Below are 17,998 nucleotides of genomic sequence, written 5' to 3'. Positions count from 1 at the left end.
TTTCGCCGATAAGCGCCTGGGTACAACCAAATACTATCAGCGTTCAACCTGTTGCGCTGATACGAGCTATCTCACCAAAAGCGCTTCAGATGTTGACGCGGGTGCCTCATGTTGACGTTTTTGCGTGCGTTTACTCGTGCGCATAAAGCTAACGGGCAATAACAACATCATCCGGCGCTAAGCGCACACAGTTAAAGGGTTTATCGTCAATCTTAAGCTCTTGCCAGTGACGTGGGTCGTCCGATTCACAGTCCTCAACAATGCGGTATTCGCTACTCGGCGTAGTGCATAACTGCGCGGGCAACCGAGTGAAATTGGCCGTAGCCGTCACGCCATATTGCTCGCATTTTGCCAGTAAGTGCAGCGCGGCACTCAACTGCTGTTTTTGCGCCACTAACTGCGCTTTGACCGCGTCTGATTGCGGTTGCTGTAACTGCGCGACAATCTCTTTCAGCGCTTGTTGTAAGGTCACTTGCGCATAATCTGCCATCAATATCACCTACTATTGTGCTGTGCTTGCTGGTGCGGGCAGTTCGCAGTTGCGCGCCACATCAAAGTAGCGCCACTCCACCGCTGGCAATTGCCGCTGTAACGCCTGCAATAACTGATAACCTTGCTTGACAAACCGCGCTTCAGCTTCACCGCTAGTAAAGGCTGACGCAACCGGATCATCCGGCCGGTAAATCGCTTGGTATTGGTCATCCCAAGCCGCGAGTTGTTGCTGTAACTCTACCGAGATGTCGAGTGTTGCTGGGTCGATATTTTCCCGGACACCGTCAGCTTCTCTGCGCCACAGTGGATAACAGTAATAATCTGCCATTAATGTCAGTTGCATCTGTTAGCCTCATCGCTGATTGGTATCACGCCTAACGTGATAAACCATGGCCGATATTGGCTTGATAGGCCGCTTTGGCAGTCTCAAACGCTTCATAACTGGTGCTAATGTCATCGTTGAGAAACTGCAGCCAATCTCTGGTTTCCACCGCCGTTAACTGCAACTGCTGGCAGATAGCCAACACCACATCAGGTTCATCCTCAAAACTCTCATGGGCACGGCAGACAATTTCAAAAAACAGCTGGCGGCAGTTGGCGTAGGATTTCCGCGGCTCACCGTCTTCAGTGTACAACTCAATAAAGCGCTGTTGCTGCGGATGATGGAACACCATACGTGCAAAATCATGGTCGGCAATCACCGGCATGAGCACGCCATCTGAGTATGCCGCCTGCTCGGCATCATTCATCAGAAAATACTCTCCAGGGCAACCGACCAGAATGGTAATGTCATCCTTGTCATAGTCACCACGGTATAAACGGGTAAAAAAGGCCGGTAAGCCTATCTGCTCAAAATAGGCTAGCGCTTGTTGTTTAGTGGTCATCACATTACCTCAAATACAAACGGCACAAATCGTATCAAACCACTGTTTTTGCTGTGGCGTCATCGGCGAGCCAACTTTAACGGCACCATCGAGTTCATGCAAAAAGCCCTTGCCTGCTGGCATTTGCCCCCGTACCAGCCCATCGTCAATATGTTGCTGCCACTTGGCTAATTGCGCGCCAGTAAAATAGTCCTGTGCCAGCGCCGCCATTGCAGCGTAACATTCTTCGTTTGTCGGCCATTCTCTATTCATCGTTAATTCCTAGAGTGTGTTGGTGGAGAATAACTACACGGCACATCACCTGCCTTGCCTAAATCACGCGCTGCCTGCTACAAAAACAATCAGCAAAGATAAACAGCCCCTAGGCTATTCGGTATAACTCAGTAATAACAGCGGCTGGCTGGTGACTACCTGCTCAACGTGCCGTAACTCTTCTTGGGTGATATCACGGTAAACCTGCTGCATTAACATGAGCAGTTGCGTGACATCAGCGCTGGTCAACATGCGGGTTTGGTAAAAGCCTAAATAGCTGGCCCCAACGCCAAGCAGCCGATAACCAAAATCACGCTGTAGCCGCTCCGCCAAACGATAGCTTTCCATCGGTGACAAATCACTGGTGAAATAGCCATTAGGTAGGCCGAGCAGCGCCTCCAGCGGCTCACTCACTGGCACTTTGATCAGCAATATCACATTATCAACCACACTAAGCGGTCGTTGATTGGCGGTGAGAAAGTCCACGTCGTAATCCGTAGTAAAACCGATATTGCGGTCTAATACTTGCTGAAAACTGGTCTCAGCTAAGTGCTGCTGAAAATGGGTTTGGCGAATGATCATTTCGGCGGGGAGCTGCAGATAGCCAACGTGCTTGCCATCTTCAAAGCGCGTTGCTGGCAAGTGCGATAGATCTAAGGCGGTGCTCAGGGTGCTAACGTCATCGAGGTCATGCGACATGCAAGCATGGCAAGAGGTGTAATCTGCTTGTGCGAGGTCATCTAAGGTGAGCAACCATTGATGGTCTGGCGCGGCGGCGCGCTGCTGCTCGTAGAATGCCAGCACCTCAGCAAAACTCTGGTAATCGCTCAGTCGATAATAATCACAACATAAATCAACGCGTTCATGCGGCGCGCTGCAAAATTCCGTTTTCATCGATTCTTTCCTTACATTATTCGCTTAATAGTTGTGGCAGTTGTTGTTGCCAAGCAAACCACTCCGCCATGGTGATACCACTCGTCGCCGTACTCAGTATCGGTTTAATCGTGCTTTGCGCTTGCAGCAACGTCACTTGGCCTGCCGGATCGGGAAACCAACTTAATCCTCCTACATACCACTGTGCCACTTCGGCTTTGCCACCGCGGTTTTCGGTAACAGCGGCAACACCTTCAAGTTCTGCCAACTGTGGTTGCTGCACAAAGCGTTTAGCAAACAACTGCAATGCAGGCATCTCGTTATAGCCATAGATATCAAAAACATAGGCGCAATAGTAATAGTCCCCCAAACGAATACTTATCACATCACCTTGGCGGAAAAAGGTAGTGTTATCAGTCCGATTAGGTTTACGCGTAATCAAAGATGTGTCGCTAGTGAGTAACGTTTTTAGCGCATCACTTTGACGAAAAAAATGGTCAGAAAGCACAACATGTTGATTGAGTAGGTCGATGTCCTTGAGCGCTTGAGCGGTTAATTGCGTATCCGCTAGGCCATATTTGTGCAACAAGATGGCCATTAACAAGCGGTTCTTATAAGAATAATACTGTGGTGGCTGTTGACTCGCGCTGGGGTCAGTTAGCGCCATCTGCCAACGATTTTTGAGGGGGTCAATAATCAATGCTTGTGCACTTCCCCCGTCGTTCAACTGGCGCCAATGCCGGTTCAACAAGCTGCGGATCTCTTGCTCCATCGTGTTGATGTATGAGCTGTTAACAATTTGCTTGGCAATTGCCCCATGTTCCATATGCTAAACGTCCTAATAACTGCTTTTAATAAAACCACTTGCGCGACACCATACTGGCTATGACATAATAAGTCACGCATTCGCCCTGTTTTTATTTGTACGGCCTTAGCATGCGGCTTTTCTCACACGTTTAAGTCACACTCGGTCAGCAACATATCAACCCCCTGATAAGCAGTGGCGCTAGTTATATAACTAGGGGCTGTTGAGCTTTCTTGTTTGATTTTTAAATTAGCCGCGTGATGAACGAGACGCGGCGAACAAAGGTTCCCCACTAACGTGGTCGTTACGGATTGAGTGAAACAATGGAATTTAGCGAGTATTGTCAGCGACTTAACGCCTTGTATCAACAACAGCAAGTGCCATTCCACTTGGCGGCTCCCGCGAGCAGAACAGCGCTTAGCGCCGCAGAGCAGCAGTTAGGTTTTGCGATTCATCCAAGCCTGCGCCGTGCGTGGCAGTTAGCGAATGGCGGCGATAGTTGGCAAGCCATGTTTGTCCGCCCCCATTTTCTCACCGGCTATGATTTTTTATCGCTTGAGCAAGCTTTGGCAGCGCGTGCCAGTATGCAACGCCGCGCGCCCAATTACGCTGACTACAGTGAACCAGAGCCGCGCGATGCACGCATCGATGCTGGGTGGTTTCAACCACATTGGCTGCCATTTGCCGCGTTCGGCGGTGGTGAGTTGCTATTGCTCTTTGACCACCAACAACGACAAATCATCGGCTTTCAACACGATCCTGACGCCATCATGTGGGTGTGCGAGGATTTACCACAACTACTCGACGCATCGCTAAAGGCGTTCGAGCATGATCCCGATGAATTTATTTTCCCTGAATAATCCAATACAACGGAGTTTTTATGCAGTGTCCCGCCTGTACTGAGAAGTTTAGTGCCCGCAAAATCAAAAAGGTACGCGATGTCCAACAAGGTATGGAGTTTCAATGCCCGCATTGCAGCGTGTGGCTTTTTAACGAACCTAAAATGGTCAAACTAAAAATGTTTGGCGCACTGGTGATGCTGGTCAGCGCCGTATCTAGCTTCTTTGTACACAATGAACAACTACTGCAAGCACTCTCATGGGTCACGTTCAGCGGTGCCATTATCGCGCTGTTTGCCATCTACAAAGGCAAGTTAATCAAAGCCTAAGGGAAAAACGACAAGGATGTTTCAATGACGGAAAAAGTTAACTGCATTACGCCGGACTGTGACGCGATGATCTTGCCAGAAACCGCCGAACGTACCGGCGGTTTGTGTATGCCATGCCAACGTGAGCAACAACAGCAAGCGGAACGTGCCTATATTGAAGCCAATCGGCAGGATATCGACCCATATGCGGGCTTAACGGATCCTGTTGAGATCATTAAGCAACGCCACGTGCAACGACCATTTAATAAATTGATTCGTTATGCGGACTACCAAGGTGATATCACCACCGTATATCAGCAATTGACGCAGCCGCAAGTCGAGGCGTTAATTGCCCATGATATCGCCCGCCATCAAGCGGGCGATAATGACTACTTTGACGATCTGTCATTGGAACTGGCAGCCTTCAGCCAAGGTGATCTCAGCCAGTTGCAGCACTATCTCGTGCAAAACCATGCAGATGCGCCAGCGCTGATCTTTCGTGGTGCGGAGCCAGCGATGACGCAAATACTGCTTGATCGCATTGAGCAATACCGCACTGACCGCGGCGAGCTCAACAACCTACTGTGCGCGTTAGCTTGGATTGGCACCGCTCAGGTGGTTGAACAGTTTGCCGCTTGGCGCGCTGCGCCACCAGCATGGGCAGAATTGCTGTATTGCCCGCCATGGCAATATGCCCATGAAGCAGGCTGGGAGCTGAATGCCAATGATCAGCGCCGCAATTTATACTTTGACGCTTGTTATCCGTTAACACTCACCGCTAACCGCAGCGGTCATTACGCATTTACCACAGCATCCACGCCCTGCCCGCAATGTCAGCACCCGCTCACCACCATGTTGGGCGTAGATTTAACCGCGCCAGAGTGCCGATTTCTGCCATTTGATGGTGATGTATTAGCGCTGAAGAACTGCCAAGTATGCAGCTGTTTTGGCGGCGACGGGTTATTCACCCGTATTGGTGTTGAAGACGCCAACTGCTGGCTGGCAACCGACACCAAAATGCAGGAAGACGATTGGGAACTCGCGCCCGTCAGTTATTTCAATCTGGGGCAACAGCGTCCGGCGTGGTTTGCCGCGCATGAATTTTTAAGCGCCACCACTCAATCACAGCTTGGCGGCCTGCCGGCATGGGTACAAGACACAGATTATCCTTGCTGCCCACAGTGCCAACACACGATGACATTTGTGGCACAGATCAGCCGCGCTGAAACCGACGAATATGGTGAAGGGATGCATTATCTGTTTGTTTGCTCTAGTTGCCAACTCAGCACTGCCAACTACCAGCAAACCTAAACATCAAGCTAGCGCAGGCGCGAACAACGCTTCGCGCCACGAAGGATTTGTAAGCCATGGCGACTCCAAACAACTGGCATGCTGGAACGTGGTAACGTTGGCTAACCAAGCAATGCGTTAGCCATCGCCTGCGGTTTTCAGTTCAACGCAGACTAAAAGCATATAACGTAACTCCAACGTGTTTGGACATTTCCGAGTTAGGAGTTTTGCTCTAATACAAGCATTTCAGATTACGGAATGCATGGAAAAGATCTAAGTCTGATGCGTGTTTTACTGGATCACTACATCCCCTGAACCCGCGTCACAAGATAAAGGGCCTTATCGGCCCTTTATGTGTAGATTGTTTAATATGTACTGATGGTCCTCCCAAGCAACCGTTTTAATGTTCTCAGTAGTGGCCCTATGTCAGTTTCATCGAGTCCTATATAGCCTAACTGTGGTTTCGTTGTTTCTAACAAATGCCTTATGTCTCCAGCGCTGCTAGATCTGAACATTGAAGAGTAATCAGCTGATTCTCCCGAATATAACAACGTTACTGAATCAGGTACCGTCAACTGCTGGACACCATTAACAATTTGGTACATTCGGGTTTCTAACCCGTATTTAGTCGCGCACACTGGCATGTGCGTTTCAGCTACGGTTTTTCGGTTGGAATACTTCGCATCGAGGATATGACACTGAACCCCTTTTTCATCAATGAGCCGCAATTGATAATCTGGCCGCCATGTTTTCCGACGCTGCGAGTGTTTCAAATCATACAGACGTCCTATAACAGGATTAGCTAAGTCATCAATACGACACGTTTGTAGATCATAGAGCAGCTTAGCGGTGACACCGTTGGCATGCTTAAATACATACACATTACAGGGTTCATTAATTGGGCGGTCTATCTCTATCCCATTAAAATCCACGTAGCGTGTTTCATCTAAGTTAAAACCCATCACCATAAGCGATTTGTGAATGTTAATGAGACTCACAAATTCATACAGCTTACTGATGTTACGAATGCCATATAACTCACTGGTACCACGCCATGAGGGTTCACCAATCCGGTAGAATTCATCCATAAACCGATAGAGAGTCATGTAGTGAGATTTACTCAATACCTGCTGCGTTGGTATCGGCATGAGATTACGGCTGTTATCTAATACACATTTAAAATCACGCTGCAGTCGATTAAGCGCCAGCCGGACAGAATTATAGGCAACCCCAATCTTCTCTTGCTGAAAAGTAATGAAGATTCCCGAATCCCTGAGCACTTGATCGAGCGAGATAAAATCGACCCCATTAACCGAAATTATCCCTTTGTTTGTTTGGCTCTTGGCCAGCTCTGCTTTCAGTTGAATCACAAACTGATGAAATGTTTTAAGAAAGTATAAAATCACCTGATTTTCAAAGACATTGTGATTTTGAACGATCTCGTTTTGCACCATCTGCTGAATGGCGTAATGCTGGCCGCGGATAAGCACATCAGCGGTTTGCGGGTCTGAGCGCGATAAACTGTCGGGATGCGATGAAAGGTAAGAAATCGTCCTATCATCTACTGGCATCGACTTTGAAAAAGGCCTAACTACCGACTTAGTGCTCTTCTTCACGCAGGGGTCATGGTGGAACCTGCCCCATTCATTGTTTAAATATTCAACTACGCGCAACCCAGCGAGTAACTTCTCAGAGAGATTATTCGATGAACGTTTTGCGTCACTGCCGCCTTTGGTCACGGTAAAGCATACCGAGCTGATATCTTCGTTGTTGATGATAAACCGGAGAAATCTAAGGGCACGCTGATAGCTCAACTTGCTGGCAAAAACATTGAGTGGACACGACGTAGCAATGATTTCTCTGTCAAAGTCGAAACCATCAACAATTTCTGCTTGCGTGAATCCAACAAAGTTCTTGAATGGCTGACATTGGGCACTTTCGTACACATGGAGTCCTTCACGAACGCAATAGTTGTCGAGCGGTAATGAATAATCACCCAACAGTACCATGGGGTTCAACGGTTCATCGACCACCAGCCGATAACAGACAGATTCATATTCGTTGACAGTAATATATGCTTCTTCGCTGTCCGACAAATCGTGAACTTTGGTGCCTGTAAGTAAAGAAAACTCAAGCACATTCATAATTCTTCTCCATATCCACCTAGTAATGGAAGAAGTTGTATGTCTCTAAGTTATGCTCACCACGTAGCAATATGTCTTTCAACTTAGCTGAGGACAATTCCAGATCTTTGCCGTCTAGCAATTCACTTAGTTGCTCAAGACGTTGCTTGGTACCCGTCCCCGCTCCTTGAATTGAGGGCAACACGTAGTAAAGCATGCCGTAGTCGATTGCCTTTTCTAGCGCAGGGCTGTCGCTCAGCTTCTCGGTAACCATTAATACGGACGTCAGTGTATAGACGTAATCTTTCAGGTTTGATGCCTTGCGAAGACTCAGAATAATTGGAGAGCCTAAGCTCGGATCGGGTTTCTTAAGGATGCTGAGGGCTTCTTCCAACAATTGTGGCAAACCGTCATCGGAAATAGCCAGCCGTGAGCGTAAAAACGCTTTACGACCAAACATTGCTGCGAATGCTTCATAAGAAAGCTTGTTGTAGCTTTCCACTTCGTCAATGTAATCAGCAGTGTCATTAATGAAGCTGTCAAAAGGGATCACCGGTGCGCGATCGATTAATCGAGGCGACAAGGCTTCAGTGGTTAAGTCGTGGTTTATCGTTGCCACAATACGCAGAGAGTCGGGGATAACAATTTCCTCTTTCGACAAGCGAAGCATTTTTTCGGCTTCATCATCGCTAATGTTGATCAGGAATGCCGCGTAGTGCTCAATGGCCGACAAGTTAGCCTCATCAAGTAACATCAAACTCAATGGTGCGGATTCAGGCTGGTCTTTACTTAAGCCTTTAAGGAATTGATAAACACCGGAGGATGACGGAGAAAATGAGTTTGAAAGGCTATTGAAGAAGCCAATAAATTCACGCTCAGATACCCAGCTTCGACCGACAGGCACTTCAAGGAAGCGCTCGTCCATTTTTAGGATGCGCTTTAACAAACGGACAAACGAGGTTTTGCCAAGCCCTGGCGCACCGGTAAAGATGCTGATCAACGATTGAGCCTGAGCCACCAGTACTGAGGAAATAAACTCGTTAGAATACGAGCGGTTGTACTCGTTCGCCAACTGACCCGCGATGTAATTGACGAACTTCGAAATTTCAGTTTGCGCTACACTCATTTCTCTGAATTTCAAAGTTTGTAATTCAGGCATGCTGAACGGCGAGAATTTATCATCTGAAGCAATTGGGGCTTGGATGATTGTCGAAACAAAGGGGACCAATTGACGCAATTGAGTTTGCAACTCCGATTCGTTGGTTCGCAATGTTTGCTCAACCTTTTGAATCGATTGCTCTAACTGATTTTTACGATTGTTTAGGTATGCTTCCTGCGTCTCAAGTGCCTTGAAAGCCTCAGCCATTGTTCCGTATTGGGCAAGCTGTTTATGCTCTGCTTTCAATCGTGCCAGCTCCGCTTCGCTGTCTTGAATTTGCGAGTCCAACTCTTGTCGGCGTTCTTGAACGCGCTGCTCTAGATCCTCATTGCTCTCGGCCTTTTCGAGCAGCGCATCATACTCATTTTGCTTGTTAACGAGTAATTGATCTTGTTCGGCAACTTTAGCTTTCGTTTCAGCCAAACGTTGTTCAACTTCTTTCAGCTCTCTGCTTTTCTGTGCGTGTTGCTCTGCAGCAATTTTATCCCAGTTTGCGATGTAGTTCTCCTTACTGGCCTCGACATAGCTTTCGATAAGCTTTTTGCCGCGGTCATCGTTACTAACTATATCCATAATGGCTTTTTGCCATTCGGAGTCATCAGCTGCGGCCTCGCAAATGTTGTAGATCACCTCTTTGCCTTCAGGTGTCAGCGGGTAGTTTTTATTTTGCAGTTCAAGACGTACAGCTGCCACCACTTGACCTGTGATCTTGCGACGTTCTTGTAGCTTTTTGAACAACGCCATGACCTCGTTTCGCATCATGTACTGATGGACGGTATAATTTGCTTGTTTAAGCACTGAGGCATCTAAAAGATACTCTGAGCCATGGACGGTGGTTAAGTGAGGCTCTATGTCTTTATAATCAATTTTTGAAATATATGCAGGTTTAGTGTTCAGCGGATCAATCCCGCTACTCAATCGCAAGCTTCCGTCGTATGGCCCAGCAAAGCTCATGTTTTTATCCATGTTCTGGCGACATTCATTAGATGGCTCAAATTTGAATGGACCATAAGCAAAGCCGTCATCGACGATGTAAAAGCTACGGGTTGAAGGCAGTGTAGGAAGTATGATGTCAGTGCAATCAAGCGGAGAAGGCAACTTCATGTGAAGCATGCCAAAAACGATAGTGGAGAACTCGCTTATGTTGTTCTTGAATGTGACGTATCTTGTCACATCGGTTTTATCTTCGTACAGATTATTCGGAATAACGTCAGCGGCTATTAGGGTTCGGTGATATCGCGTTTTCGATTCCTGAAAGCCATCGATTACAAAAACCTTTTCTATATCGTCAAAGAACTGGGCGCTATTGATTTTTGTTAGTCTCCCATCCTCCCCTTCTTCAAACAAAACATCTATAAAACCTTTGCTAATTTTTGTTGTTTCATCTTCGCCATACGTAGGTTTTGGAGTATCTAAAAAGCCAATGACACGCCTTGAATTGTTGTTGCTATTCATTCAGCACTAATCCTTGTAAGTAAATTTTCAAACTTGCGATTTGTTGTATTTAGTGGGGATTCACGGGACAGACATGACTACAGTCCTTATTGAAATTAATGATTAAGTGGTCACTTTGTAACATTACTTAAATTCGGTCAATCTTTGAGGGCTAGGGTTAGCCAAAAGTCACTAGGCTAACTCACTTGGGGGCAAACTCGCAGCTAATTTGTGGGTGAAAAATGGCGACGCTAAGTACAAATGAAGCAGTAAAAAAGCTATCGAACCCCCTAAATGTGCGTAACAACATGCCCTTGTTAGCTATGACTACAGCTTTTGTTTAACAGCCATTGCTGCAAGTTTTGCAGCCATATTTTTGAGTTGTCTGCACTGCGGTGATGGTTATTCTCAGCAAAGCATTGCACAAAGCTGTGAATATCATCCACCGATCTATCGAGCATTAACGATACCTCGGCAATTGCCGCTGCTATTCCTCGGTCTTCCGCGGAGGCAAATGCCGCTTGCCATATCTCAATATCCGTTTTGAATTCCATCCAAATATCTTGGTAATACCAAGTCTCAAGTAGGTATACCAATATAGGAAATTCGCCTCTTAACGCTGCGGTTCTATTCATGGTGTGAAGCTCTCACAAAGCGTTGCGTCGCCGTTGTTTGTTATGTGTGGTTCCAACATAGGTTTTAAGCCAATTTAAACCGTTGCAAAAATGTCGAACACGAACAAGATTATTAGATACTTTAACGCTCCACCAACCAATTTTCTGGCAACTTTATCACCATGTTTTCATGATCATTCTCAGGTGCATTTTGGGCACCCGCATCTAACAGTTGCTGAGGCAGCTAACTGCGGGCATGCTGGAGCATGGCAAAGTTAGCTAACGAAGAAATGCATGAGCTTAAAAAATCTCCGTAGGGCGTGGCCTACAGCTTCATCTGCTACATTGCAGTGTTTGCAAAGGGCTAACCATTCGCGGCAAACTACGCCTTGCATCTGAAAGCCGTGTCACGCAGAGCACGCACGGGACTTATTCGCACCTTCCCTAGCACAACATTTTTCAAGAAAATTAACCGGTGTTTCTCAGCGTTTTCCAATGACAAATGGTGTAATCACCAAACTAGATAAAAATGCATAAAATATTGGCAATATTGCAACACTAAAACCAGCAACCACACTTTCTGTTTCAAAGGGCGTGTGGCTCATTATCAAAGTGATGCCAAACATCGCTGTTAACCCCGCACTTAACCTGCATCAGCTTTTAGGTAACTGAAATCGGCGTTGGCTAACTTAGCTTTTTCAATGAACACCATCAGCATATCGCCATCGTGCCAGAGAAAATCTAACGCTTCATCGGAAGTAATAGTGAGCAGCGACAGCCACTCGTCTGACGGCGTTGGGTCATACGCTAAGCTATAAAAAAATGGATAACCCAACAGGTAATTTTCACTGTAACCGTCAAGCTCGGCTAAGTCATATAAGGCGTCAGTGTCAAACGGCCAATCTTGGCGTAAGTCTTTTCGCCTTGGAATTTCTACCCCCGTGCTGAACTGCAATTTTTTCGCGGCGGTAATTTCGGCTTGTGGGTATAACGTCAGTTGATCAATGCTGGGGTAGTAATAAGCCAATACATAACCGTCATCCCCCCAGAAAATCTCGCCGTCTTCATCGTAAGCGTATAGCAAGACCAGCAGGCCTGACGTGGGCAGTAAGCCGCTGCTATCGTGCATTTCGGCAAAGTTTATCTGGCCTAAAAAGCGATATTCGCCGAGTTCGTGTGTTGGCCAAACAAAGCCTTTCGGCAGCATGGGTTGACCGCCGAAACGGCTTTCATGTGATTTGGGCGCCTCAGTGGCATATGTGATATCAACGCTGGGTTTACTGATCGCCGCTAAATAATCGGCATGCGGCGCTAGCTCGGCATCGTGTTCAATAAAATGTTTCAGTATTTCTGCTTTCATGCTGCTCTCCTTGGCGGCTGGGTCAGATGATTAATGACTAAATGCGGGCTTACCGCTGGTTTAAACGGTCACACGCCAATTGCTCTCATTCTCGTTACTGCGCATTGGCATCAGGCTGGCGACAAAAGGTGCATATCTTGCTGGCGAATGCGCGCTAACAACGGTTCAATGGTTGTTAATGATGCAAAATGCAGCCAGCAAGTATCATCATCCCCTTGCTCATAAACCGCATTAAATTCGGGTAACACCAACGTCAATTGCGGTTCGGTGACTGAACGCAGTAAACGTTCGACGACTAAGTCTGAACTTTTTGGCGCCTTAAACATTAACCGGCCACCACGGCGATATTTTGCTTGATAGCATGGCGTGCTAGTCACTAATAGCTGATAAAATTCACGCCATTGTTGCGTCATCGCCGCTTGTTCACTGGCTGAACGCTCAGTAAATTGCTGGTTAAACTCAGCTTGAGAGAGCCAATGGCTGAACGGGGTTACCGCCAATGTTTCCCACTCGTCAATGCTCACCTCACTGCGCGCAGCGAGTAGCGAAAATTGCATGCTGAGTTGCTGCTGAGTCTGCGGTGCAACATTACGAAATGTACGTTGTGGCTGTTGCTGCATAAATTTTATTCCCATTAAAACTGACTAATCACAGTGGGGAGCAATTTTGCTAGCCAGGGCATCTCTTTCTCATAGGATTGCAGCAGTTCCTTGCCGTCATTTAGACATACCGTCACTAACTCAATTAATGCGGCTCGTTCATCACCTTGTCGGTAAAAGACTTCGGCACGTCTCACGCGAGTATAGGGCTCTCGAGCACCATCTGGATATAACTGCACATCGCGAAACGCTTGCTCTGCATCATCCAATTTATTCTGCAGTAAATACAAATCGCCGATCGCTGTAATCACTTCAGTACCTTCTTTAAAGCGATCTTTGGGTTCCGGAATCAATGAGAACGCCGCTTTGTATTGACTGAGAGCTAGGTCATAATCATGTTCACTGGCAAACATGTCACCGTCTTTCAGTTTGTTTTTAAGCTGATGTTGCCATGGTGCTAATGTCATAAAAATTCCTGCATTAAAAGCTTAAACCGCATCTAGAGCGAATGACGCTTCATAAATCACAAACCGTTGCTCGCTGTAGTGCTGCAGTTGCCCGTCATCATCTTCATCCTGCCACTGCACGAGGTAGGCGCATTCAATAAAATTGGCTGGCAAGGTAATACCCAATTGCTGGCAGATCGACGCATCATTGTGTGGTGGCGCAATAAAACGATTGAGGTAGTCACGCTCAAAGAACACCGTGACTTCGCTCGACCATAAACTAGGGTAACCAAGTAGCATAGCGACCCAGGACTTGCCCTGTTCCTCGGCTGGCCGTGCCGCCACCAGATGCTGCGCCGCCTTGATGAGTTGTTCCACCGACACGCGCTGCTATTCAAGCTTGGCGGTTGGGCCTTCGACCAACCTATCTAAGGTGGCCAGTTTGAAGTTGATGTACTTTGGCTCACGCTCGGGATAATCATCGACAAAACTGTCGGCCCAGCGGGCAAGTGAACGCAGATGCCGTGCCGGATTACGCACTTTCTGCAACGGGCGATGAATGGATAATCTTCGCATTAATCTATTCCTTTAAGGGCAGAGACTTAGTCAAAGTGATAACGGATGCCGTAGCGACTCAGCAATAGCTGTTCATCGTGACGCTTTATCTCTTCACTTGGCGGGCGAACAAAGCGGTTATGGCCGATTTTTTGGCATTCACACGCGGGGCGATAGCCGTGCGGTTGTTCGCAAAAGACAATGTTGTGCCGCACGCGCTCGCCATAGGGAGTCAACGCTGGAAATTGCCCCCCCTTCTCAACCACTAGCCGTTTGATGGCTAACATGGTGCGATACACTGGCGATGAGGCGTCCATCTCGGCTAGCGCTTGCTGCACAATATAAGGAATGGTCACGCCGCGATCGCTCATTTGGTGCACATCAGCGCCCCGCTGCAAGCACAATAACGCGTTCTCAAACTGCACATGCAACATGTCAAATAATGGCGTTTGACCAAATTTATCGGTCACGTTGACATTGGCGCCGTAATCTAACAGCACCTCGATGGCGTTGGAGTCTTGGCGATCGGGCACATCAAATAGTAGCGGCGTGCCGTAGGCGTCATAGCTATTGGGATCGACCCCCGCATCAAACAGCGCTTTTAGCGCTATGGCTTGGCGTTGGCGCATCGCGACATAACCGATTGTCATGCCTTCAGGGTTTATTCGGCTGTATGGATTGGGACAAATATAGTGATAGGGATTGGCACCAAGTGCCATCAACTCGGCAACGGCAATGGGGTTGTTGGCCATTACGGCAAATGCCAACGGCGTGACCGAATCGCGGCCGCAGGCATCAATGTTTGGCAACTGTTGCGCCAACCGCCGAATTTTGGCGCGGTTGCGACCTTTAATTGCATTCGCTAACGTTAATAACTCGCCAGTAAAGAACTTATTGGCGTAAGGCTTGCGGCGCAGCAGCATGTTAATCACACCATCACGCGGCAACCATTGCCACAACAGTTTTAATAGCTCTACAACGCTGTAAAAGTAGTAACGCATGCCAATCGAATCCCTGATTGTATTTGAGCGCGGCATAAATTAATGGCGGTGCCTTACTGCAACTGGCCATACCTATATACAATAGTGCCTACGCGAAATCGCCGCTATCTTGCCATAATGCAGGCCAGATCGCCATAATATGTCAAGGTTTCTGCGGTAAATTACTTGAATAATCATCGGCATAACCGTAAATGTGAGAAAACCAGCACAAGGCTGGTTTTCTATATTCATTGTCGCGAGAAACTTTACAGCACCCGTTTACGCAGCGCGTTACCTAAGATGCCACCGGCAATCATCACTGCTAAGAAGATCCAGCCTGACAGCGAAAAGTGTGCAATGGGGGTATATAGCGCGCCCACATTACAGCCATTAGCTAAGCGGGTACCCACGCCCATCGACAAGCCCGCCAACGCCAGCAAACCGACTTCCATCAAAGACAAAGGTAAGCGGGAGAAGCCACTCAAAAACCGACCAGAAAGCAGTAAGGAAATTACCGCCCCTGCGATAATCCCCAAGTTTTGCACAGTTACCGCATGGCTGAAAAACGGCATAGTAAAGGCATTCACTGATTTATGCGCAAATGCCGCCACAGTTTCTGGCGCCATGCCGAAGGCAATCAATAAGCGCCCAAACCACAAACCAAACGGCGTTGATGCGCCCCAACCGCCGCCAGTGACGCCCATCAATAACACAAACATCACCACGATGACGCTAATGCCCGTCACAGGCTTCCAGCGACTGACAAACAGTGCCTGATAAGTCGCCGCGCTAAATAGCTTGTGCTCAGCCAGATCAATACTACTCGGTGCCAATTGTTCAGTTTCTGACGCCACGCCGATATAACGGCCACTGCTGCGGCGTTGGCGCTCAAAACGGATCGCCAACCAACTCACAATGGCGCCAAACAACGCAGTTAATAGCAATGCGCCGACATAGCCACCGAGCGGGTCCCAGCTAAATAAATCGGGTAAAAAGACGCCTCTGCTACTGCTCGCACTGGCGAACCAACTGTCGCGGATCCAGCTTTGGGTCGCCTGTAACGGGAAGGCGATATATACCCCCATGCCGAAGAAAAATAGTGCTAATGCTGGCCGTAGCAGATTATTAGAGAAATAGGTCAATACGCCAGAGGCGCAGCAGCCAGCAATCGACATACCAAAACCAAACATCAAACCGCCCACTAATAGCCCGGTGTTGATGGGATTAACCGACAACTTAAGTCCGCTATGATCGCCACCAATCATCAGCGCGCTACAGGCCAATGCGGTCAGGAAGAATAGTAACATCAGGTTACGCAGCAGTTTGGTTGAGCCAGCGCGATAAGCGCGGTTAACACTGCCGGCAAACCCGAGTGATGCGCGGCTCAGGGCATAACCTAGCCCTAAGCCAACGAGTAGACGAAAGAAAATGGCGCTATCAAGCCAAATGCCGCCGCTGATCACAACCAACAGCAACAACAGCAAACCGCTAATATGCTCTTTAGGATTCATTATGACTCCGGAAAACCTATCGCACGGCCCTGTGCAGGAAATAGAAAATAGGACAAAAATAAAGCGGCATAATGTAGCGAATATTCGAGTTATTTAAAATAACTTTGTTAGACAAATAAGGAATAACGAAGTAGCAATGGCACTGACGATAGACTGATGATAGACAGTTAAGCCGCTGTCATGCACTTAACTCAGCAACGGGCGGCGTTTACGGCAAGCGATAGCCCTTGTAGCTAAAACCAATTATGGTGCGCTGACCAACCAGCAAGATCTTTTGCCCGTCTTCGAGCTGCTGCCAATCGTCTTTATGAATGCCACATACCGCAGAGAACAAGCCATCAAACTCTTGCAGAAAAATCTCGCCGTTACAGCCTTTGTTGTAATACCCGCTGGGTTTGTGGTCGATGGTCACAATCACCGCCCGCTCTTCTGATGGCAGCAACATGTGCACTACCGATGGAACACCGTTACAAATGCCCATAAACATCAATAATGGGATGCCTACCAGCATGCCAAACACCAGTTTCCACATACTGCCAATGCGCGCCTGCATCTGCGCACGATAGTGACTTTTAGGGTTTAACAGGCCAGCGAGCACCAGCAGGATAAGCAGTAAACTCAAGCCACCAGCAACCCAATAGAGCTTATCAATCAACCAAGTATCAATCAGTACATTGACAAAAATCCCAATCAGACCACAGAACAAAATCACCAAAAAGAAGCTCGTGCCGATTTTGGCAAGCAGCGGCGTACCGGGAAGGAAAAATTCAAACTTTCGCTGACGTTTGGCCATCGACTGCACCACCTTGTACTGAGTTCAAATTACGCGGGATTTACTTTATCGGCAGAGCTGCGATGGCGAATATCGCGGCGATACTCAGCCAGAGACAGGCACTGCACCGTGGTGCAATGGCTATCAATAAGCTGCTTCACCGCGTCGTTGACCACCAACATACTGGGATGATGACGGTTCGCCACCAGTGGATAGGTTAATGCAACATCAGCAATAAGCTGCATATCATAGAGATAAAACGGCCTATCTGCTGGCCAGCTTGCCATAGGGAGCGGCGCCCAATCTGACTTCGCCAGATCCCACACGGCTTGCCGATGTAATGGCCACAGCACGCAATAGTTATCACTGGACTTTCCGGCAAACACACAGCGGATAGGCAATAACACCAGCGCGTCAGGGGCCAACTGTTGAATGGCGTTGGCTAATGGTAACTGCATCACCCATAACGGCATATTGACTGGCACAATGGCATCTACCTGCTGTTCCGCCGCAGTAAAATGTAAGGTTGGTGCGCGCCATTGGTAAGGATCATCAAGATGCTTGAGCACACTGGGCGCCTCACCAGAGCGCTTATCGTAAACGCCGATAACGGCATTGCTGCTATCAGTGATAAATGTGGGGTAATACAGCATTTGCAGTAAAAATCCTTTTGGCAACAAGCGGCACATATCCATAGTGCTG

21 protein-coding genes are annotated in these 17,998 nt (G+C 47.9%); 3 read left to right on the top strand and 18 right to left on the bottom strand.

All coding sequences use genetic code 11. The annotated features are described in order from the left end of the window. Positions 1–148: 148 nt before the first annotated feature. The 6 genes from ACN0TT_RS07675 to ACN0TT_RS07650 form a co-directional block, all read right to left on the bottom strand. On the bottom strand, positions 149–490 hold the full coding sequence (locus tag ACN0TT_RS07675) for a hypothetical protein (protein WP_417761560.1): 342 nt from the start codon (positions 488–490) through the stop codon (positions 149–151). Between the two features lie 12 nt (positions 491–502). Then, a complete protein-coding gene (locus ACN0TT_RS07670) occupies positions 503–835 on the bottom strand; it encodes a hypothetical protein (RefSeq protein ID WP_417761559.1) in 333 nt (110 codons plus the stop codon). Positions 836–866: 31 nt separating this feature from the next. Next, entirely contained in the window at positions 867–1,376 is a 510-nt protein-coding gene (locus ACN0TT_RS07665) for a hypothetical protein (RefSeq protein ID WP_417761558.1), read from the bottom strand. Between the two features lie 9 nt (positions 1,377–1,385). Beyond that, complete coding sequence (locus tag ACN0TT_RS07660; RefSeq protein ID WP_417761557.1) at positions 1,386–1,628, bottom strand: hypothetical protein; 243 nt, start codon at positions 1,626–1,628, stop codon at positions 1,386–1,388. A gap of 114 nt (positions 1,629–1,742) precedes the next feature. Beyond that, a complete protein-coding gene (locus tag ACN0TT_RS07655; protein WP_417761556.1) occupies positions 1,743–2,522 on the bottom strand; it encodes a hypothetical protein in 780 nt (259 codons plus the stop codon). 16 nt (positions 2,523–2,538) lie between these two features. Continuing rightward, a complete protein-coding gene (locus ACN0TT_RS07650; protein ID WP_417761555.1) occupies positions 2,539–3,327 on the bottom strand; it encodes a hypothetical protein in 789 nt (262 codons plus the stop codon). A gap of 302 nt (positions 3,328–3,629) precedes the next feature. Between ACN0TT_RS07650 and ACN0TT_RS07645 the strand changes: the two genes are divergently transcribed. The 3 genes from ACN0TT_RS07645 to ACN0TT_RS07635 are packed head-to-tail and all read left to right on the top strand — an operon-like array spanning position 3,630 to position 5,764. Beyond that, a complete protein-coding gene (locus ACN0TT_RS07645) occupies positions 3,630–4,166 on the top strand; it encodes an SMI1/KNR4 family protein (protein ID WP_417761554.1) in 537 nt (178 codons plus the stop codon). Positions 4,167–4,186: 20 nt separating this feature from the next. Then, a complete protein-coding gene (locus tag ACN0TT_RS07640; RefSeq protein WP_417761553.1) occupies positions 4,187–4,474 on the top strand; it encodes a hypothetical protein in 288 nt (95 codons plus the stop codon). Between the two features lie 24 nt (positions 4,475–4,498). Further along, entirely contained in the window at positions 4,499–5,764 is a 1,266-nt protein-coding gene (locus tag ACN0TT_RS07635) for a hypothetical protein (RefSeq protein WP_417761552.1), read from the top strand. Positions 5,765–6,108: 344 nt separating this feature from the next. Here ACN0TT_RS07635 and ACN0TT_RS07630 read toward each other — a convergent pair whose 3' ends face one another. From ACN0TT_RS07630 to ACN0TT_RS07575, 12 genes are all read right to left on the bottom strand, one after another. Next, a complete protein-coding gene (locus ACN0TT_RS07630; RefSeq protein WP_417761551.1) occupies positions 6,109–7,887 on the bottom strand; it encodes a DUF2357 domain-containing protein in 1,779 nt (592 codons plus the stop codon). Between the two features lie 19 nt (positions 7,888–7,906). Continuing rightward, the gene (locus tag ACN0TT_RS07625; protein ID WP_417761550.1) at positions 7,907–10,480 is read right to left on the bottom strand and encodes a hypothetical protein; all 2,574 of its coding nucleotides are present in this window, start codon (positions 10,478–10,480) and stop codon (positions 7,907–7,909) included. A 296-nt stretch (positions 10,481–10,776) separates the two neighbouring features. After that, positions 10,777–11,094: a hypothetical protein gene (locus tag ACN0TT_RS07620; RefSeq protein WP_417761549.1), complete on the bottom strand. Its 318-nt coding sequence runs from the start codon at positions 11,092–11,094 to the stop codon at positions 10,777–10,779. A 622-nt stretch (positions 11,095–11,716) separates the two neighbouring features. After that, positions 11,717–12,433, bottom strand: a complete 717-nt coding sequence (locus ACN0TT_RS07615) for a YwqG family protein (protein ID WP_417761548.1) — start codon at positions 12,431–12,433, stop codon at positions 11,717–11,719. Positions 12,434–12,543: 110 nt separating this feature from the next. Continuing rightward, complete coding sequence (locus ACN0TT_RS07610) at positions 12,544–13,053, bottom strand: hypothetical protein (RefSeq protein WP_417761547.1); 510 nt, start codon at positions 13,051–13,053, stop codon at positions 12,544–12,546. Between the two features lie 14 nt (positions 13,054–13,067). Beyond that, positions 13,068–13,499, bottom strand: coding sequence for a tetratricopeptide repeat protein (locus tag ACN0TT_RS07605; RefSeq protein WP_417761546.1), 432 nt, complete (start codon positions 13,497–13,499; stop codon positions 13,068–13,070). Positions 13,500–13,520: 21 nt separating this feature from the next. Then, complete coding sequence (locus ACN0TT_RS07600) at positions 13,521–13,856, bottom strand: DUF3916 domain-containing protein (RefSeq protein WP_417761545.1); 336 nt, start codon at positions 13,854–13,856, stop codon at positions 13,521–13,523. A gap of 12 nt (positions 13,857–13,868) precedes the next feature. After that, positions 13,869–14,054 (bottom strand): hypothetical protein, encoded by a 186-nt coding sequence (locus tag ACN0TT_RS07595; protein WP_417761544.1) that lies wholly within the window; start codon positions 14,052–14,054, stop codon positions 13,869–13,871. 26 nt (positions 14,055–14,080) lie between these two features. Then, positions 14,081–15,034 carry an ankyrin repeat domain-containing protein gene (locus tag ACN0TT_RS07590; RefSeq protein ID WP_417761543.1) on the bottom strand — a complete coding sequence of 318 codons (954 nt, stop codon included), beginning with the start codon at positions 15,032–15,034 and terminating at the stop codon, positions 14,081–14,083. Positions 15,035–15,279: 245 nt separating this feature from the next. Next, positions 15,280–16,524, bottom strand: coding sequence for a YeeE/YedE family protein (locus ACN0TT_RS07585; RefSeq protein ID WP_417761542.1), 1,245 nt, complete (start codon positions 16,522–16,524; stop codon positions 15,280–15,282). A 208-nt stretch (positions 16,525–16,732) separates the two neighbouring features. Further along, positions 16,733–17,317 carry a hypothetical protein gene (locus tag ACN0TT_RS07580; RefSeq protein ID WP_417761541.1) on the bottom strand — a complete coding sequence of 195 codons (585 nt, stop codon included), beginning with the start codon at positions 17,315–17,317 and terminating at the stop codon, positions 16,733–16,735. 29 nt (positions 17,318–17,346) lie between these two features. After that, complete coding sequence (locus ACN0TT_RS07575) at positions 17,347–17,991, bottom strand: hypothetical protein (protein WP_417761540.1); 645 nt, start codon at positions 17,989–17,991, stop codon at positions 17,347–17,349. Positions 17,992–17,998: the final 7 nt, after the last annotated feature.

It is taken from the genome of Shewanella sp. (genome assembly GCF_048265805.1).
Classification (GTDB): domain Bacteria; phylum Pseudomonadota; class Gammaproteobacteria; order Enterobacterales; family Shewanellaceae; genus Shewanella.
This window is presented reverse-complemented; position numbering and strand designations above follow the sequence as displayed.

Coding starts and splice junctions, on each gene's coding strand:
- ACN0TT_RS07675 (WP_417761560.1), bottom strand. CDS start 490: ATGGCAGATTATGCGCAAGTGACCTTACAACAAGCGCTGAAAGAGATT.
- ACN0TT_RS07670 (WP_417761559.1), bottom strand. CDS start 835: ATGCAACTGACATTAATGGCAGATTATTACTGTTATCCACTGTGGCGC.
- ACN0TT_RS07665 (WP_417761558.1), bottom strand. CDS start 1,376: ATGACCACTAAACAACAAGCGCTAGCCTATTTTGAGCAGATAGGCTTA.
- ACN0TT_RS07660 (WP_417761557.1), bottom strand. CDS start 1,628: ATGAATAGAGAATGGCCGACAAACGAAGAATGTTACGCTGCAATGGCG.
- ACN0TT_RS07655 (WP_417761556.1), bottom strand. CDS start 2,522: ATGAAAACGGAATTTTGCAGCGCGCCGCATGAACGCGTTGATTTATGT.
- ACN0TT_RS07650 (WP_417761555.1), bottom strand. CDS start 3,327: ATGGAACATGGGGCAATTGCCAAGCAAATTGTTAACAGCTCATACATC.
- ACN0TT_RS07645 (WP_417761554.1), top strand. CDS start 3,630: ATGGAATTTAGCGAGTATTGTCAGCGACTTAACGCCTTGTATCAACAA.
- ACN0TT_RS07640 (WP_417761553.1), top strand. CDS start 4,187: ATGCAGTGTCCCGCCTGTACTGAGAAGTTTAGTGCCCGCAAAATCAAA.
- ACN0TT_RS07635 (WP_417761552.1), top strand. CDS start 4,499: ATGACGGAAAAAGTTAACTGCATTACGCCGGACTGTGACGCGATGATC.
- ACN0TT_RS07630 (WP_417761551.1), bottom strand. CDS start 7,887: ATGAATGTGCTTGAGTTTTCTTTACTTACAGGCACCAAAGTTCACGAT.
- ACN0TT_RS07625 (WP_417761550.1), bottom strand. CDS start 10,480: ATGAATAGCAACAACAATTCAAGGCGTGTCATTGGCTTTTTAGATACT.
- ACN0TT_RS07620 (WP_417761549.1), bottom strand. CDS start 11,094: ATGAATAGAACCGCAGCGTTAAGAGGCGAATTTCCTATATTGGTATAC.
- ACN0TT_RS07615 (WP_417761548.1), bottom strand. CDS start 12,433: ATGAAAGCAGAAATACTGAAACATTTTATTGAACACGATGCCGAGCTA.
- ACN0TT_RS07610 (WP_417761547.1), bottom strand. CDS start 13,053: ATGCAGCAACAGCCACAACGTACATTTCGTAATGTTGCACCGCAGACT.
- ACN0TT_RS07605 (WP_417761546.1), bottom strand. CDS start 13,499: ATGACATTAGCACCATGGCAACATCAGCTTAAAAACAAACTGAAAGAC.
- ACN0TT_RS07595 (WP_417761544.1), bottom strand. CDS start 14,054: ATGCGAAGATTATCCATTCATCGCCCGTTGCAGAAAGTGCGTAATCCG.
- ACN0TT_RS07590 (WP_417761543.1), bottom strand. CDS start 15,034: ATGCGTTACTACTTTTACAGCGTTGTAGAGCTATTAAAACTGTTGTGG.
- ACN0TT_RS07585 (WP_417761542.1), bottom strand. CDS start 16,524: ATGAATCCTAAAGAGCATATTAGCGGTTTGCTGTTGTTGCTGTTGGTT.
- ACN0TT_RS07580 (WP_417761541.1), bottom strand. CDS start 17,317: ATGGCCAAACGTCAGCGAAAGTTTGAATTTTTCCTTCCCGGTACGCCG.
- ACN0TT_RS07575 (WP_417761540.1), bottom strand. CDS start 17,991: ATGGATATGTGCCGCTTGTTGCCAAAAGGATTTTTACTGCAAATGCTG.